16 protein-coding genes and 1 pseudogene are annotated in these 16,572 nt (G+C 39.8%); 6 read left to right on the forward strand and 11 right to left on the reverse strand.

All coding sequences use genetic code 11. The features are described from left to right. Positions 1–23 precede the first annotated feature (23 nt). Positions 24–539 carry a bifunctional 3-hydroxydecanoyl-ACP dehydratase/trans-2-decenoyl-ACP isomerase gene (fabA, locus tag AC27JR_RS14710; protein WP_008114654.1) on the forward strand — a complete coding sequence of 172 codons (516 nt, stop codon included), beginning with the start codon at positions 24–26 and terminating at the stop codon, positions 537–539. Between the two features lie 63 nt (positions 540–602). Here fabA and rmf read toward each other — a convergent pair whose 3' ends face one another. Continuing rightward, on the reverse strand, positions 603–773 hold the full coding sequence (rmf, locus tag AC27JR_RS14715) for a ribosome modulation factor (RefSeq protein WP_008114656.1): 171 nt from the start codon (positions 771–773) through the stop codon (positions 603–605). Between the two features lie 377 nt (positions 774–1,150). On the opposite strand from rmf, the gene acuR reads away from it, so the two are divergent. The 3 genes from acuR (at position 1,151) to AC27JR_RS14730 (ending at position 3,583) form a co-directional block, all read left to right on the forward strand. Beyond that, complete coding sequence (acuR, locus tag AC27JR_RS14720; RefSeq protein WP_487174000.1) at positions 1,151–1,792, forward strand: acrylate utilization transcriptional regulator AcuR; 642 nt, start codon at positions 1,151–1,153, stop codon at positions 1,790–1,792. Positions 1,793–2,101: 309 nt separating this feature from the next. Further along, positions 2,102–3,094 carry an acrylyl-CoA reductase (NADPH) gene (gene acuI, locus AC27JR_RS14725; protein ID WP_487174001.1) on the forward strand — a complete coding sequence of 331 codons (993 nt, stop codon included), beginning with the start codon at positions 2,102–2,104 and terminating at the stop codon, positions 3,092–3,094. Positions 3,095–3,166: 72 nt separating this feature from the next. Then, positions 3,167–3,583: a VF530 family protein gene (locus AC27JR_RS14730; protein WP_008114664.1), complete on the forward strand. Its 417-nt coding sequence runs from the start codon at positions 3,167–3,169 to the stop codon at positions 3,581–3,583. Positions 3,584–3,639: 56 nt separating this feature from the next. On the opposite strand, the gene AC27JR_RS14735 is transcribed toward AC27JR_RS14730, so the two are convergent. Together AC27JR_RS14735 and AC27JR_RS14740 are read right to left on the reverse strand one after the other, a co-directional pair. Beyond that, entirely contained in the window at positions 3,640–4,071 is a 432-nt protein-coding gene (locus AC27JR_RS14735) for a DUF3859 domain-containing protein (protein WP_008114666.1), read from the reverse strand. 56 nt (positions 4,072–4,127) lie between these two features. Further along, a complete protein-coding gene (locus AC27JR_RS14740; protein ID WP_487174002.1) occupies positions 4,128–5,945 on the reverse strand; it encodes a protein kinase domain-containing protein in 1,818 nt (605 codons plus the stop codon). Between the two features lie 241 nt (positions 5,946–6,186). Between AC27JR_RS14740 and AC27JR_RS14745 the strand changes: the two genes are divergently transcribed. Then, positions 6,187–7,704, forward strand: a complete 1,518-nt coding sequence (locus AC27JR_RS14745; RefSeq protein ID WP_487174003.1) for a leucyl aminopeptidase — start codon at positions 6,187–6,189, stop codon at positions 7,702–7,704. 563 nt (positions 7,705–8,267) lie between these two features. Further along, a complete protein-coding gene (locus AC27JR_RS14750) occupies positions 8,268–9,431 on the forward strand; it encodes a methyl-accepting chemotaxis protein (protein WP_487174031.1) in 1,164 nt (387 codons plus the stop codon). A gap of 49 nt (positions 9,432–9,480) precedes the next feature. Here the strand turns inward: AC27JR_RS14750 and AC27JR_RS14755 are convergent, their stop codons facing one another. The 8 genes and pseudogenes from AC27JR_RS14755 to AC27JR_RS14790 form a co-directional block, all read right to left on the reverse strand. Then, positions 9,481–10,032, reverse strand: coding sequence for a cytochrome b (locus AC27JR_RS14755; protein WP_487174004.1), 552 nt, complete (start codon positions 10,030–10,032; stop codon positions 9,481–9,483). A 250-nt stretch (positions 10,033–10,282) separates the two neighbouring features. Next, positions 10,283–10,873: a porin family protein gene (locus AC27JR_RS14760; RefSeq protein WP_076919538.1), complete on the reverse strand. Its 591-nt coding sequence runs from the start codon at positions 10,871–10,873 to the stop codon at positions 10,283–10,285. Between the two features lie 169 nt (positions 10,874–11,042). Then, positions 11,043–11,854, reverse strand: a pseudogene (locus AC27JR_RS14765) (transposase); the annotation flags it as partial. Between the two features lie 385 nt (positions 11,855–12,239). Then, positions 12,240–12,563, reverse strand: a complete 324-nt coding sequence (locus AC27JR_RS14770) for a hypothetical protein (RefSeq protein WP_487174005.1) — start codon at positions 12,561–12,563, stop codon at positions 12,240–12,242. 383 nt (positions 12,564–12,946) lie between these two features. Further along, complete coding sequence (locus AC27JR_RS14775) at positions 12,947–13,717, reverse strand: SDR family oxidoreductase (protein WP_487174006.1); 771 nt, start codon at positions 13,715–13,717, stop codon at positions 12,947–12,949. A gap of 9 nt (positions 13,718–13,726) precedes the next feature. After that, entirely contained in the window at positions 13,727–14,626 is a 900-nt protein-coding gene (gene mmsB / locus AC27JR_RS14780) for a 3-hydroxyisobutyrate dehydrogenase (protein ID WP_350654687.1), read from the reverse strand. Between the two features lie 4 nt (positions 14,627–14,630). Continuing rightward, a complete protein-coding gene (locus AC27JR_RS14785) occupies positions 14,631–15,788 on the reverse strand; it encodes an enoyl-CoA hydratase/isomerase family protein (protein ID WP_487174007.1) in 1,158 nt (385 codons plus the stop codon). Further along, entirely contained in the window at positions 15,788–16,567 is a 780-nt protein-coding gene (locus AC27JR_RS14790; protein ID WP_076919543.1) for an enoyl-CoA hydratase, read from the reverse strand. Before AC27JR_RS14790 ends, AC27JR_RS14785 begins: the two co-directional genes overlap by 1 nt. Positions 16,568–16,572: the final 5 nt, after the last annotated feature.

The following is a 16,572-nucleotide window of genomic DNA, read 5'->3' on the forward strand; positions in this document are numbered from 1 at the left end:
TTTCTAAGCAAAGATAAAGTGTTATGGAACCTAAAAATAGCTATACAAAAGAAGATTTGATCCTTTGTGGTCAAGGTGAAATGTTTGGTGAAGGAAACTGTCGTTTGCCAAGTGACAACATGTTAATGATGGATCGTATCATTTCAATTACCGATGACGGTGGTGAACATGGTAAAGGTCAAATAATTGCAGAGCTAGATATCGACCCTAGCCTTTGGTTTTTCGACTGCCACTTTAAAGGCGACCCTGTAATGCCGGGTTGTTTAGGCTTAGATGCTATGTGGCAACTTGTAGGCTTTTTCTTAGGTTGGTCTGGTGGTCCAGGCCTTGGTCGTGCATTGGGTGTAGGTGAAGTTAAATTTACCGGTCAAATATTGCCAACGGCTAAAAAAGTAACCTACCGTCTAGACATGAAACGCGTAATTAAGCGTAAATTGTTTATGGGTATGGCAGATGGCACCGTAGAAGTAGATGGCCGCGTTATCTACGAAGCAAAAGATTTAAAGGTAGGCTTGTTCCAAGATACCAGCGCGTTTTAAGTTTAAAACACGTAGCAAAAAGGCCTCTAACTAGAGGCCTTTTTGCTTTAATTCGTTATGAGTTTATGTTTTATACATATTGCGATTTTCTATTGCCTCGCGCCAACCACCAAGCCACTCAGACTTAGGATCAACTTGTTGATAAGGGCAGTGCTCTTTAGAGCGACCAGCTAAACCTGCTTTAAAACCTTGAGAATGAGCTCTTTCTAAACGATCTCTTTTCTGTCTCTTCATCGGTAAAATCCTCACCTTTATATTTATATTTTTGTAGCATTAATTTCATCTACATTTAATAAATAGCTAATAAAAATGTTTAATTCAAACTGTAAAAGCAATTAATTTGTTTGACTTTAACTAAGCTGCTGATGCAAAAATGAATTAACATTAAAAAACTTTTATTGCGTGATTTATTGTTTAATCGCAGCAATAAAATGGCTAAAACATACACCTCAAAAATTTTTGGTTTTGTACTTATGTACCATTTATATGACGCGATAAATTAGCCTAAGTTCCCAATTAATTTGTAATCGAAAAATAAACTAACATCGTTTTTTTAAAAAGATTGCAAATAAACGCTTGATTAATTAAAACCGATCGGTCTAATATAAGCCATGGACAAAATATCAGCAGTTACAACTAGGCGTGGCCGCCCACCTAAAATAGCCAGAGACAACGCAGATACTAAAGCGTTGCTTTTGCGTGTGGGATTAGAAACCCTCACTGAGTTTGGCTTTAGTGCCACAGGGCTCGACAGCATATTAAAAAAAGCTAAAGTTCCCAAAGGCTCGTTTTATCATTACTTTAAAAGTAAAGAAGCATTTGGCTTAGCTTTGGTTGATGCGTACGACACGTTTTTTATAGCTAAACTTAAGTTTTATTTAGAGCAATCTGAAGTACCGCCCCTAGAGCGCATTGTTAACTTTACCCAAAGTGCTATAGCTGGGATGCAAAAGTATGATTACAAACGCGGTTGTTTGGTAGGAAATTTAAACCAAGAACTCAATCATTTAAGTGACGAATTTAACGCCCGTTTGATGCAAAGCTACAATGCCTGGCAAGCACAGTTAACACAGTGCTTAGACTTGGCTCAACAGCAACACTCTATCAAAGCTGATATTGATACTACACAAATGAGTGAATATTTTTGGATTGGTTGGGAAGGCGCTGTAATGCGAGCTAAACTAACACAATCAAGCAAACCACTGACTTTGTATACAGAAATGTTTTTACGCGCATTACTTAGGGTTTGTTGATCTTTCAAGGTTAAATTTGCAGCAGTCTGTTTGGTATTTAGGCAAGGCAGAGCCTATGTGGTGTGGTTATTCCCCATAAATAGGCGATAACGCAGCATCAATGCCAAACAGGCGCTGCCCTTTGGGTTCTGCCTAGGGGCGATTTACTCTTTGTTGCTCGGTTTTGACTTAGCCCACTAGGTTACAAACCTCGCGCCGCAATTAAACCGCCCCTAGTTTGAACAAATTTTAATCTACAAAGGTCATCAGACCCTTGTTAATGCATTTTTTATTACTAATTTAAAGACGATCGGTCTAAAAGGAAATCTAATGAGCAATCCTATTAAAGCTATTGTTATAGATAAGCAAGACGACAACTACAGTGCCAATTTAAGCAGCATAAACAGTGATGATTTACCAAACGAAAATGTATTAATTGACGTACTGTACAGTACCCTAAATTACAAAGATGGCTTAGCCATTACTGGCAAAGGTCCTGTAGTTCGCAGCTTTCCTATGGTACCTGGCATCGATTTAGTGGGTACAGTTACTAACAGCGACTGTGAAGAATTTAAAGCTGGCGATAAGGTTATTTTAAATGGCTTTGGTGTTGGCGAAAAACACTGGGGTGGCCTTGCTCAAAAAGCGGCTCTTAGCAGCGATTGGTTAATTCCCCTACCCGCTAACTTATCTGCTAAACAAGCTATGCAAATTGGTACTGCCGGTTACACAGCGATGCTAAGCGTGATTGCCCTTGAAAAACAAGGGATCACCCCTGACTCAGGTGAAGTGTTAGTCACCGGTGCCAATGGTGGCGTAGGCAGTTTTGCTATTTATTTACTAAGCCAGCTAGGTTATCAAGTAACCGCAGCAACAGGTCGCATGGAACAAGCTGACTACTTAAAATCATTAGGTGCAACTAATGTAATTGATAGGAATGAGTTTTCAAATCCAGGTAAACCACTACAAAAAGAACGCTTTGCAGCTGCCATTGATTCTGTAGGTAGTCACACACTTGCTAATATTTGTGCCTCACTTAAATACGGTGGCGTAGTAACAGCTTGTGGGCTTGCACAAGGTATGGATTTGCCAGCGTCTGTGGCGCCATTTATTTTACGTGGTATTTCTTTGATGGGTATTGATAGCGTAATGCGCCCTAAAGCGGACCGTGTTGAAGCATGGGATCGTTTAGCATCCTTAGTTAGTAGCGATTACTTAGATAAGATTTCGACCGAAATCACACTTGATCAAGTTATTGAAAATGCCGAACAGCTCATGCAGGGCCAAATTCGTGGTCGTGTTGTGGTTAATTGTCAAAGTTAAGCTTTTTTGCTATTAAACTCTCGTTATTAAATTTATAATACTGGCCGTATTTTTAATAACGAGAGAACACCTATGAGCAACCAAGAACTTTTCAGTAATAACCCACTGCAAGGCGTTAAATTAGAGCAAGTGGTTGAAGAACTGGTTGAGCAATATGGGTGGGAACTCCTGCATGCCTACTTACAACTCAACTGCTTTAAAAATAATCCTGACATTAAGTCAGCAGTTAAATTTTTACGTAAAACCGAGTGGGCACAACAAAAAGTAGATAATTTCTATTTGTACCGCCTAAAAAACTTACCACGCCCAGATGACGTACAATACGAACTGCCTCCACGCGACCGTATTATCCCTGAAGGCGATAAACCAGGTGAACCATGCGAGTTAAGCTTTTCTGATGCTAAGCGTATTCAAGAGAAAAAAGCAGCCAAGCAACGTGCGCGTACCCGTAAACAACGTTCAAATTCAAGTAACCCTTGGGGTAACTAAGCTAATTTCATAAAAGAGCTAACTTTATTGTTAGCTTTTTTTGTTTATTGAGGAAATTAATAGCCTCGGTGTTTCCAAAAATCATCTTCTGTTTTGGTCTGTTCATTAGTTAGATTAAATGTTTTATCCGCAATGACTTTTCCTGCTAATGATAAGGTCATACGCCAGTTACCTATTTTATCTTCTATAGGCTCCCACACGGTGTCGCCTAAATAAAACGACCAATCGTTATCTTTAACGTATACATTCCCCTCAAAAGGCAGCATCACTTCGCCATCGGCATCTATAATACCGGGGTGATAAATACAATAATGTAGCTTTTCGCCTTTGGCTTTTTTGATATTTACTATTAGGCCAAATTCCACATCAATACACGCGGTTACCTTTGTGGTGAATTGCGTGATTTGTGGTAACGCTTTGTCAGCTTTGTCCCAGTTGGTATATATACCGTAACTTTCTAATGTAATTTGTGGTTTAGATTTTGCCATTTAACTTTCTATTTTTTCTTTCTATTGTTAAGCCACCAGCCTCAGCGAGTGATTTATTAATTAAGTAGTTGTTTTGGATTTTTAGGATAATAATTGCTGGGCTGCTGCTCGCATAAACTAAACTCGCGAGTATTTTTATACGGCAACTTCATAAAACCAGCGACCCCCACATCAGTTATATTAACCGCGTACTGCATGAGTTTATTTAGCAAACGTTTAAATTCAACTTCTTTACTAGCATCGAGTAATCGATAGTAATGGTGAATCTTCATCCTATCTGGTAGTGCTTCAAAAATAATACAACCCGTATGATGTATCTGGTTTAGCTCAAATACACATTTAATCACCTTTTTAGGCAGTTGCAGTTGTTCATCGGGATCTTTACCATCTTCAAAATAGGAATGCGGACGGGTTACATCGCTGGCTTTTACATTAACCACTTCATAGTCAAGCTCAGGTAACTGGTTAAATTTAAACGCACCGGTACCATCGCGCTCTAACTGAATCGTTTTACGGGCATCAAATAAACAACACTTAAATAAGCCCTTTTGACTAATCGCTTGCGCAAGCATCACTGTATTGTTTACCGCATCAGTAAATGCGGTTGCTAAAGCTTCATCGTGCATAATAAGTGATGACTCAACATACAAAGATTCATCTTTCCAATGAAAACTCAGCCCCCCTACTACAGGGTATTTAGCTAAGCGACTAATAGAGGCTAAAAACGCTTTTTCGGTATCTCCGGTATCAAATAAAAATTCTTTATAATATCTATCTAACTGAGCATCGTTTACGTCGAGTAATTGCTGTTTATGATCGGCTTGGCGTAAAAACTGTTTTCGCGAACTATATACAACGGTTTCGGGCTCAGGATCTTGGCTAAACCAAAAAGGAATACGTGCTTTGGTGTCTTGCTTTGGTAGTTCTGGTAAAAATGCTTTTGCCATGGTTTCTATGTTACGCATAAAGTAGTCACCGGCTTTGTCCCTTACACTACGCTCTTTTGAAAGCATGCCGTCAATTACATTCGCCAGCTCTTTAGGAAGCATTAAACTACTGGCAGGAATAGCCTGAGCGCCAAATCGACAAGACTGTGCCGATGCTAGTGCATACAAAGTTGATGCAACCCCCTGCTCATCAAAACGAGGGGATGACTTTTCACCAGACATTTGCGCATCACCAATAAAATACACATCACCCATTCGCGCGTTAGTGGTGCTTAAATCGCCCGACATTAAATCCATAAAATTACTGGCAATTGGGTTGCCTTGTTCATCTACTTGGGCATATACCGAACTACCCCAATCAACCAATGAAAGCTGCTTGGCATTTTCATCCCAAACCAAGTTAGAGGGTTTAATATCGCCATGCACAATAGGTTGTGGGCTTAATCCGTTTTTATGATGACGTAAATCAAGCAACACATTTCTCAATTTTACCGCTAAGTTCATTATTTTTGCAGCAGATAGCCGCCCTTGCTTAAGTGATACTTTTTCAAGATCTTCACCTATTGCACGAGCCATCATCAAAATGCCCTGTTTTTTTATTCGCTCAAAACCATAAAATTTTGGTATTAGCGGATTATCAATTTGAGACAGCATATACGCTTCGTCTTCAAGGCGGTCTCGTACACTTTGCGCCAGCGTTATTCTTGAAAATTTAAACACCCAAGGCAGGCCATGTTCATCATCACCCGCAAATACAAAGCCAAACGCACCCGAACCAATCATTTCAACATTTTTATAGCCAAGTAGTGTTAGCTGTTTAATACAAATGTTAAGCCATTGGCGATGCTTTTTAGCATCACGGTGCGATAACAAATAAACAGACTGTTCTTCGTTAATATAAAAGTTGCGAATTTCTTTAGCTTTCAATGCGGGTTCTCTAGGTTGGTGGTTAAAAGCTGCGTAATGCCTTTATGTTTGATAGTAACGCGGCCGTTATTTTTATTAAACCTTTAAGGTCACTATTAACTTACAAAACTTAGTCAAAGTTATATTATTTACTAATGATTTTGACGTATATCGCTGATATTTGCGGTTTCACCGTATCCTACTTACCCATAACAGCCTAAATAGGGTAAAACACCCCTTTAAATTATTCTTAGGTTAAAAAATGAAACGTATTATTAAAGCCTCTTCAATCGCGCTTGCACTGGGTATGTGTATTAATGCACAAGCAGCAGACTTTAACTTTTCTACAAAAGTAGACAACGATGCAAACACGCTGGTTGTATTTTATAGCCAAGATGGCAACAACAGCCAATTTAAATCACTTGATAAACAATTCGATGGCCAATTACAACGTGTTATCGATATTGAAAACTTCACTGGCGATTACGCTAAAGTTGCGCAACTTGTCGCGCCAAGCAAAAGTAACTACAGCCGTATTTTGGTTGTAGGTACAGGTAAAGCTGACGAATTAGATAAAGCAAAAGCGGCTAAGTTAGGCGGTAATATTCATGCTCGCCTAGTTAAAGCTAAAACGGGCACTGCCAGTGTTATTTTTGATGATGTAACGGGTGCAAATGATAACGCTGCGCTTGCTGCTAATTTTGCCCATGGTGCAAACTTACGCGATCACCGTTTTGAAAACTACAAAAAAGAACCAAACACTGAAACAGTTAGCTATACGTTTGATGTTGATAACACCAAGCAAACTCGCAAGCTTTACAGCCAATTAGAGAGTATTCAAGCAGGTGTATTCTTAGCACGCGATTTAACCTCAGAAGTAGCTACCGAAATGACGCCGGTTGATTTTGCCAATGCAGCCAAAGAATTAGAATCTTTAGGGGTTACTATCAAAGTGTTAGAGCCTAAAGAGCTAAAAGAGCTTGGCATGGGCGCATTAGAAGCTGTGGGTAGAGGAAGCCAGCAAGGTGCGCGTTTAGTGGTAGCTCATTATAAAGGCTCTGACGATGCCCCTATTGCCCTTGTTGGTAAAGGTATTACGTTTGACTCAGGTGGTTACAGCATTAAAACCGGTGCGTCTATTGCACGTATGAAATCAGACATGGCCGGTGCTGCTGCAGTACTTGGTACTGTAAAAGCAATGGCGTTAGCTAAAGCCGATAAAAACGTAGTAGCTGTTATGGGCATGGCAGCTAATATGGTGTCGCAGTTTGCTGTAGCGCCGGGCGATGTTGTTCGTACAGCTGAAGGCTTAAGCGTAGAAATTTTAAATACCGATGCTGAAGGTCGTTTAGTACTAAGTGATGCAATGTGGTATGCACGTGAGCACTACAAACCAGAGATCATGATTGATGTTGCAACCTTAACAGGTTCTAAAATTCGTGCTGTTGGTAATGAATACGCAGCGGTATTCTCTGATGATGACACACTAGTATCGCAACTTACCCTTGCAGGTAAACAAGTAAACGAAAACCTATGGCGCTTACCATTAGGTTACAAAGATATGTTAAAGTCTGATATTGCCGATATAACAAATGTAGGTTCAGGTGGCCCTGGTGCAACCACAGCCGCTACTTTCTTAGAGCATTTTGCTGGTGAAACCCGTTGGGTGCATATTGATATCGCAGGTAATGCATTAGTGAAAAAAGGCAAAGATGAGCTTTCACCAGGTGGTACAGGTTTTGGTGTACGTTTACTTAGCGAGTGGTTATTAGCTAACTAATCATCATTAATTTGATTAATTAAAAGCGCCAAAATGGTTTACTGTTTTGGTGCTTTTTGCATTTTACTGAGTTGGTTTATAGGTAACGCCTCATAAAATAAACAGTTAAAACCGTTTTATTAATTGATTTTGTTTGATTTATAGTCAAAGATGAAAAAACAAACAGTAATGAGGTCAATGGAATGAAAGTAACCTACCTGCTTTATAGCGTTTTTTATTTATCTATTTGTTTTCTTTTTTATTTTGAACAGCTCTCCGCCATTGCAGCTGGTGTTCTAGTACTATTGTCTGGCCTGTTTTACATAAAGCCTGCCCCTTCAAAAGTTACACCTAATCAAGACTCAACGCCTGTGCAAAGCTTCACCAATAAAATTGCGCGAAACATTACAAAAGCCACCTCGCAAAATGCCATAGGGGCTGCTGAAGTATCGTTTTATGTTGATAGCTTATCTAAAGAAATTGATGCCTGTTATAAAGAAAGCGAAACGGTGGGACTTGCAACCCAAGCGCTGTCTCATAATAGCACTGAGCTCAGCGACAACATGACCACCATAAACCAAGCAATGCTTCAAACCGCCCAAGCCTCTAGCACTGCCGATAGCCGCTTACAAACGGCCACCAGCCAAATTGATTCGTTATCAGGCTCTATAGATAAAGTGGCCCAGCAATTAGATTTATTATTAAAAAGTGCCAGTGATATACAAAGCATTACCCAAGTTATTCAAAACATTGCAGAGCAAACCAATCTACTTGCTTTAAATGCAGCCATAGAGGCCGCTCGTGCAGGTGAGCAAGGTCGTGGTTTTGCGGTTGTTGCCGACGAAGTGCGTAACCTTGCAAATAAAACCAATGAAGCAACCAAACAAATTGCTGACATGCTCACAGACATTAACGCCAACAGTATAAAAACCAATGAAGATATGAAGCAGGTTTCACAGCAAAGTATTTCTGTAAAATCAGAGCTTGAAAACGTGACTCAATCCTTTTTAACAATTAACCAAGATATTGGTGCCTCATCTACCGCGCTTGATAGTATGCATCAGTCTGTTTCTGCATTTCAGCATGCAACCACACAAATAAATAGCTCAGTCACTAGCATCAGTAGTTTATTGGGCGAAGTTACTAAAAAAGGCAGTACAATTTCTCAGCAAGCGTCTTCTTTATCGCTGGGATCAGAATCAATATTTAGAGAGCTTGAAAACATAGAGTATGACGCATTCTTTAAACCAATCCTGATATCGGCTAAACACGCCAGTAAAGCAATTGGCGAATGTTTTGAGGGTTGGATCCAAAGCGGAAAAATAACCCAGCAACAACTTTTTTCGCAAAACTATAAACCCATCGAGAATACTAATCCAACCAAGTACACAACCGATTACGATAAACTTACAGATCAATCACTGCCGGCTATACAAGAGCCAATACTGGAAAATAAAGTCATAATTTTTGCAGGAGCCGTTGATACAAAGGGCTACTTTCCTACTCATAACAAACGCTATAGCCAAGCCCTAACCGGTAACTTTGAAAAAGATTTAGTAAACAACCGTACTAAACGTATTTTTAATGACCCGACAGGAATTCGCTGTGGTAGCCACACCCAAAGCTTTTTATTACAAACCTATAAACGTGATACCGGTGAAATACTGCATGACCTTTCGGTGCCAATTTATGTAAACGGTAAACATTGGGGCGGGTTTAGAATAGGGTTTAAGAGTACAACTCATTAATTAATATAAAAAGGGAGACACATGGTCTCCCTTTTTATAGATGATGTGTTTATTTTTTAGAAAACAGCATACGTTTAAAGGTATTATCAGCCAAAATGTAATGATGAAATAATGCAGCCGCCGCATGTAAGCCTATTACGTAATAACCAACTTCGCCCGCTGTTTCGTGTATTTCTTTAATGGTTTTACCAAGCTCTTTGTTTTCACTTGCCAATGGAGGCAACTCTAAACCAAAAAACGGGATGGGTTTACCTGCTAAACTCAAAATTAACCAACCAGCTATAGGCATAGCAAACATAAACACATACAGCGCAGTATGAACAAATGTAGCTAACTTATTTTGCCATTTCGCAGGCTCAGGTTGTATAGCAGGTGCTGCACCACCCACTACACGCGCAACTAACCTCACACTAACTAAAGCTAGCACCGATAAACCCAACATAAAGTGCCACATTTTAAAGGCATCACGCGTTTCAGTGCCTTTATCAAATAATTCACGAAGTTCAATACTACCGTACACAGTGACAATTAAAATAAACATCAACCAATGCAAAACAACAGAGAGTGTATTGTAATGAGTATCTGTATTTTTAAAATTCATAATACCTCCTAATAAACGCATTAAAGTTAAAAGCCACTTATGCGTATGAGTATACATTTACAGGCTAACCTTTAATCACTCACTGTTTAATGATCTAAAACATAAAATGAGTTACTAATTCAGTTCAATGGTTTAATGATTCTGGAATTTAAGTATTAGTTACAATAACTCAGCAAACTTAAAATAAACTTAAATAGTAGGCATAAAAAAACGGCAACCTTAAGTTGCCGCTTTAAAAATCAACGTGTGTTTAAAAGTAATAAACAGCCGCAATTGAAAGCACATCAAGGTCGTCTGACTTTGAGTAACCAATGCTTGCAGCAAACTGCTCGGTAAAATTATATACCGCAGCAACATTAAGCGCAGTTTCTGATGAACCATCTATATTAATGTATTTTATAGAACCTTTTAGTTCAATATCAGCTGTCACCATTGAACGAACACCCGCTTCAAGGCCATAACCATTGTCACCATTGGATAAGCTATTGCCTAAATACGAAGATTCAAGCTCTATATCTTCATAAGAAACAATACCAAAAAAATCAGTATTAGGTGTTAACTCATAACGATAACCAAAACCAATTGATAACATGTCTAAATCTAAATCAACTTTTGCAGATTCGTAAATAGTTATATCATCCGACGTATTTGAATAACTGCCAGTAGCGAAGAAATCATCTGAAATTAGTTTAAATGCCGATAAACCAAAACCTGAAAAAGTTTCGCCATCTAAATCCACTGATTGATAACTAACAGCAGCACTATCCCAACGCGGTGACTCTGCAGCCTGAGCTAATCCTGAACAAGCTAACAACGTTGAAACAAGTAACGTTTTTTTCATTTTTCTATATCCTTAATTTGAGCCTTAAAGCAATATGCCAAGCTCACACAATGAGATTTATAATTTTTATTTAAAGTGAACGAGTATGAAATAACAACTCGTCCCCAACTATAACACACTTAAATTTAAGCCACTATTTTTAATACATTATTATGTATTTTGTTAGCTAAACAAGTTCAATGTAGGATTTAATCTCAACGGCAGCCCTTTTGGCATAATTTGACGCGGCATACCTGCAAAGCGAAGTAGTTGTTTTGGCTGCTTGCCTCCTTTTGCGTATATTAAGCGTTTTTGTACACTGGTATGGTGAGACTCTTCTGGAGTGATAGCCATCTTAGCCCTAATAGGGTTTAAATCGACGTATGCAATACACGCGGCAAGCGCCGCTTTATCAAGGAGTGCTTGTGATTTAAAGCGGCCTTCCCATAAATTTATAGGGAATAAATTTGAATGCCGTTAGGCAGCCCGAAGGGTGAGCGCCATGGATGGCAGCGAATAAAACCTGCCAGTGCAGTTATCTTCTTTATTAGCTCTGCGCGCAATGTCTTCATTTAACGACCGCATAAACCAGCTAATACTTGATAAGCGCTCTCGGTATTTCTTTACTGTTTGATTAAAAAAGATAAGTTCGGCTTTACTTAGCTTTTCACCTTTTATGTACTTTTGCGTAAGTACGGTGCCTTTGCACAGCTTGTGCCAGCGAATAACAACCGCTTTGTCATTTAACCTATTAGCTTTCTTATCATCTACATACAACACTAAATGCGTGTAGTTACTCATAACAGCATAAGCACATACGTCAATACAAAATACCTTGGTTAGTGCGAGTAACTTATCTTCAACCCACCCTCTGCGATGCTCAAAAGATTGACCCGTAAAATGATCTTCACCGCACAAGAAAGCACGACGAACGCAACGTGAAATACAGTGATAATACTTTGTATCAACCAAACTTACTTGACGCTTTCTTGCGATTGCAATAAGACACCCTGCTTTTTTTCACACTGATGAAAGCCTAGTACTTAGTTCGCCAAACTGCAAAAATTAGAGTGGGTGTCAAGTTTGTTTTCTTAGTTCGCCAAACTGCAAAAATTAAAGTGGGTGTCTAGTTTATTTTAGGTGCAGACAAAATAGATGATGTAGATAAGGTCCTACGAACATGCTCATTACTTTCCGATGATGCAATGTCATAAAGTAAAACAGCATCGGAAAAAATTGAAAAGAAACTATTATCTGTAATTTCGACTGAACGCTTCATAACACTCCTTGTACGCATTACGCCGCATTAAGCGGACTAAATTGTGGGTTAAAATGTGTAGCGAAACGTAACCCACTGTTTTAGTTACGTTTAAACGCCTTATTAGCTTTATGGGAGTTCATACACAGAAATAATTTTATATGTAGATTCCTCTTCAGAATTTATATTGAAACTAAAGAACCCGTCAACCAAAACTTTTTTATTTAGTAAATTAGTATCCTCAGAAACAATTTCATCTGTTTGGTCATACCAAAGCGTACCTTTTGGATCCATGATAAATGGATATTTCCTACCTTCAGTTATGAAATAACCTAACCATTCACCACTTACGATCTTTTTTTCATCATTTAGAGAAGCTAGAAGATAGAATTTATTTTCATCATCAACGACTCCATTTTCAACATATTTAGCAACGATACGAACGACTGGCATATTTTTCCTTTTAAATAACTCGAAATTTACAATTGAAAGCTAACAGCTTATTGAACGCCACTTTGGAGGATTATAAAACCCCAAAACGGCGTATATTATGTGGCTCAATAATTCCACTAAACAACTTCAATGTAAACAAGCTATTACGCAAGTTATAAATTATCGTTGTTAAAATACACCAAAACGACTTTTAATAATGTTATCAGACAAATCACCACACACTGTCTATATATACAGTACTATTTTTAATTTGAATATCGTTTATGAAATCTCTGTTTCTAACCATGATTAAATTATGATGCTGCGACTTAAAACAAAAAAAGCACAACCCAAAAGGCTGTGCTTTTTAATCAACTAACACTCATACGTTTATAAATATTAGTTTACAAACGAATACCGCCGTCTATCTCTACTACACGGCCAGTGAAAAAGTCGTTTTCGATAATATACTGAGCAGTATGGGCTATTTCAGCGGTTTCACCTAAGCGCCCTACTGGTGTTACTGCTAGCATGCGCTGTTTAGCTTCTGGCTTCATTACATCGGTCATTGCGGTGCTAATAACACCTGGGGCAATGGCGCCAACGCGAATACCAAAACGGCCAAGCTCTTTAGCCCATGTAGTGGTTAATGCCACAACACCTGCTTTTGAGGCAGCATAGTTAGTTTGGCCAATATTACCCGCACGCGCTACGCTCGACATATTTACAATTACGCCGCCTTTGCCTGATTCAATCATGTGGCTTGCCGCTTCGCGTCCTGCTAAAAATACGCCTGTTAGGTTAACGTCAATTACTGATTGAAATTGATCAAGCGACATTTTTTTAACCACTTTGCCGTCTTTGGCTTTTATAAACATGCCATCGCGTAAAATGCCGGCGTTATTAATTAATACCCCAATGTGACCAAAGTCACTGTTAATGGTATTAAATACGTCTTCAACTTCGCTCTCAACGGTTACATTAGCGCTGTAGCCTTTAATAGTGCCTGTTACGCCTACTAATGCAGATAGTTGCTCGGTTGCTTCATTTAATTGGGCTTGCGCCATATCAATTAAGGCAATATTAGCGCCCATTAAGGCAAACTTTTGCGCCATTGCAAAACCTAAGCCTTGTGCGCCACCGGTAATAACTACGGTATTATTTTTTATTTCCACGATACTTTCCTACTTCGAAAACAATTTAAAAATGGCACTAAAATCATCACTGCCCGCACCTTGGTGCTGCATCATAGTGTATAAATTTTTAGCCATTGAGCCCATTGGCGTCAGTGAATTACTCTGCTGCGCCGCTTCCATAGCAAGGCCTAAGTCTTTAGCCATTAAATCAACCATAAAGCCGGGTTTATAGTCGTTACTAGCTGGTGCGGTTTCCATAACACCTGGGCAGGGGTTATAAAGTTCTAACGTCCAGTTTCGACCCGAGCTTGCGCTCATTATGTCGCTGAGTACTTTTGCGTCGAGGCCGTTATTAATGCCCATTTGAATGGCTTCACTGGTGCCTGCCATTAAAATACTCAACAGCATATTGTTACATATTTTAGCAACTTGCCCTGCACCAATATCACCGGCATGGAATATGTTTTTACCCATATCGACTAATACAGAATTCGCTTTATCGAATGCAGTTTGCTCACCACCAACAATAAAGGTCAACGTTCCTGCTGTTGCCCCTGCTACACCACCCGATACCGGGGCATCAACAAACGCAATACCTTGCTCGCTTAGGGCATGGCCTACATCACGAGCCGATTGCGCATCTATGGTTGAACAATCAATCACTAACGTGCTTTTACTTAGTACTTTAATTAAACCCGATTGCTCGTCTGTGCCTAAATAAAGTGATTTAACATGTTTGCTTGCCGGTAGCATGCTAATTAGCACATCAGCCTCGTGCGCACAGTCACTTGCGCTTTGCGCCGCACTTGCCCCATGATTCACAAGCTCTTTAACGGCCTCTGCACTTAAGTCAAAAACGCGCACACTGTGGCCTGCTTTAACTAAGTTTGCTGCCATTGGGCCGCCCATGTTTCCTAAACCAATAAATCCTATATTAAGTTTACTCATCGCTTTACCCTTGTAAATTTAGTTGTGAAAAGTACGGCTCTAGCGGATGTTGCTCGCCAAAACGATTTGCAAAAAAGCTCTCTACGACTTCGTTTGGCACATCTTTAAGAGTGTTAAATTGCCACTGTGGTGTACCGTCTTTATCGATTAGTAAGGCACGTACACCTTCTTGAAACTCGCCCACTTCGCCAGCACGAACCGACATGCCCAATTCCATTTTAAAACAGTCAGCTAAGTTTTTGCCTTTGCTGTGTTTAAGCTGCTCACTCACTAAAGCACAACTTAATGGACAACCATGCGCCAACGATTTTTGTGCTCGTTGTAGCCATTTATCATCAGTGGTTAGGTTTAAAATGTAATCTACCTGCTGCTGTAACGTGTCAAAGTCGCCTAACTTTTGAATTAGCGATAAGTTGGCTTTTAAATTGCCTTTAGGCATACGGCTAGAGTTGTTATCTAACTCAATAAGCAAGTTACTTAGCTTGTCGTGGTTTAAACTTGCTGTTTTACCCCATTTAGTATTGAGTAACGCTTCAACAAGCTCTGGGTATTTATCGGCATTTACAAAGTGATCGGCAAGCGATACAAGCTTAGCGTCTTCACAATTAATTGACGCCGAGGTCAGCCCTAAAAACAAACCAACATGGGCGGGCATTTTATGTAAAAAATAACTGCCACCTACATCAGGGTAAAGCCCAATGGTTTGCTCTGGCATGGCAATGCGTGATGTTTCGGTAACCACACGATGACTGGCACCGGCCATTAAACCTAAACCGCCGCCCATTACAATACCGTTACCCCAGACTAAAATGGGTTTGTTATAGCAATGAATAAGGTAATCGAGTTGATACTCTTGAGTAAAAAACTCTTCAACCAGTGAGCTCGGTTTACCCTCACTCATTGCTGTGTGTAAGCTCACTACATCGCCACCGGCACAAAATGCTTTTTCACCAGCACCTTTAAGAACCACTAATGCAATGTTATCGTCTTTGTCCCATTGCTGTAGTTGCGGCTCGAGTAAGCTGATCATCTCAAAATTCAACGCGTTTAATGACTTAGGCGCGTTAAGCGTAGCAAAACCAATGAGTCGGCCATTGTCTGTGGTTGCCGTTTCGAATACCACGGCAGCATCAGCTGAATTTAAACGGGTTAATTCACTCATTAGCCATTCACCCAATTAGCTTTGCGTTTTTCTAAAAAGGCGTTCACGCCCTCTTGCTGATCTTCGGTATCAAATAAACCAACAAACAGCTCTCGCTCCAGTGGCAATGCATTCGCCATTGGCTGATGACGCCCTTTTTGAATCAATGTTTTACATGCAGCAACCGACGATGGGCTTTGCTCTGACACTTGGTTTGCCAGTTTTAGTGCTGCAGCAAAGCTTTCACCTTGTGCAACTACTTCTTCCACTAAGCCAATTTGCAGCGCTTTATCGGCTTTTAAGCGCTCACCGCATAAAATCATGCGTTTTGCCCAGCCTTCACCCACTAGCCATGCTAAGTTTTGCGTTCCACCAGCACAGGGTAATAAACCCACTTTTGCTTCAGGCAATGCCATTTGTGCTTGTTCTTCTGCAATACGAATGTCGCAAGCAAGCGCTACTTCAAGCCCGCCACCCATTGCATAACCATTAATGGCTGCAACCGACACGCCTCTAAAATTAGTTAGCGCTTCAAACGCTTCACCAAATACACATGACATATCTGCAGCGACACCTTTATCGCCACTGGCAAATACATTTAGGTCGGCACCGGCGCTAAAAAACTTCTCGCCTTCACCAGTCAGTACTAATGCATAAATATTTTTATTGGTGTTGAGCTGATTAACTGTGTCTTTAAGCGCCACTAAGGTGTCTTTCGTCCAAGTATTCGCTGGCGGATTCGACATAGTTAAAATGGCAACATGACCTTCAATAGTTAACTCAATGCTAGGATTTGACATACTAA

Source organism: Pseudoalteromonas sp. NH0006-26, assembly GCF_057552415.1.

Excerpts from the sequence above, each read along its gene's own strand:
- AC27JR_RS14790 (WP_076919543.1), bottom strand. The coding sequence starts at position 16,567 with ATGTCAAATCCTAGCATTGAGTTAACTATTGAAGGTCATGTTGCCATT.
- AC27JR_RS14750 (WP_487174031.1), top strand. The coding sequence starts at position 8,268 with ATGCTTCAAACCGCCCAAGCCTCTAGCACTGCCGATAGCCGCTTACAA.
- acuR (WP_487174000.1), top strand. The coding sequence starts at position 1,151 with ATGGACAAAATATCAGCAGTTACAACTAGGCGTGGCCGCCCACCTAAA.
- rmf (WP_008114656.1), bottom strand. The coding sequence starts at position 773 with ATGAAGAGACAGAAAAGAGATCGTTTAGAAAGAGCTCATTCTCAAGGT.
- acuI (WP_487174001.1), top strand. The coding sequence starts at position 2,102 with ATGAGCAATCCTATTAAAGCTATTGTTATAGATAAGCAAGACGACAAC.
- AC27JR_RS14745 (WP_487174003.1), top strand. The coding sequence starts at position 6,187 with ATGAAACGTATTATTAAAGCCTCTTCAATCGCGCTTGCACTGGGTATG.
- AC27JR_RS14770 (WP_487174005.1), bottom strand. The coding sequence starts at position 12,563 with ATGCCAGTCGTTCGTATCGTTGCTAAATATGTTGAAAATGGAGTCGTT.
- AC27JR_RS14760 (WP_076919538.1), bottom strand. The coding sequence starts at position 10,873 with ATGAAAAAAACGTTACTTGTTTCAACGTTGTTAGCTTGTTCAGGATTA.
- AC27JR_RS14730 (WP_008114664.1), top strand. The coding sequence starts at position 3,167 with ATGAGCAACCAAGAACTTTTCAGTAATAACCCACTGCAAGGCGTTAAA.
- mmsB (WP_350654687.1), bottom strand. The coding sequence starts at position 14,626 with ATGAGTAAACTTAATATAGGATTTATTGGTTTAGGAAACATGGGCGGC.
- AC27JR_RS14755 (WP_487174004.1), bottom strand. The coding sequence starts at position 10,032 with ATGAATTTTAAAAATACAGATACTCATTACAATACACTCTCTGTTGTT.
- AC27JR_RS14785 (WP_487174007.1), bottom strand. The coding sequence starts at position 15,788 with ATGAGTGAATTAACCCGTTTAAATTCAGCTGATGCTGCCGTGGTATTC.
- fabA (WP_008114654.1), top strand. The coding sequence starts at position 24 with ATGGAACCTAAAAATAGCTATACAAAAGAAGATTTGATCCTTTGTGGT.
- AC27JR_RS14735 (WP_008114666.1), bottom strand. The coding sequence starts at position 4,071 with ATGGCAAAATCTAAACCACAAATTACATTAGAAAGTTACGGTATATAT.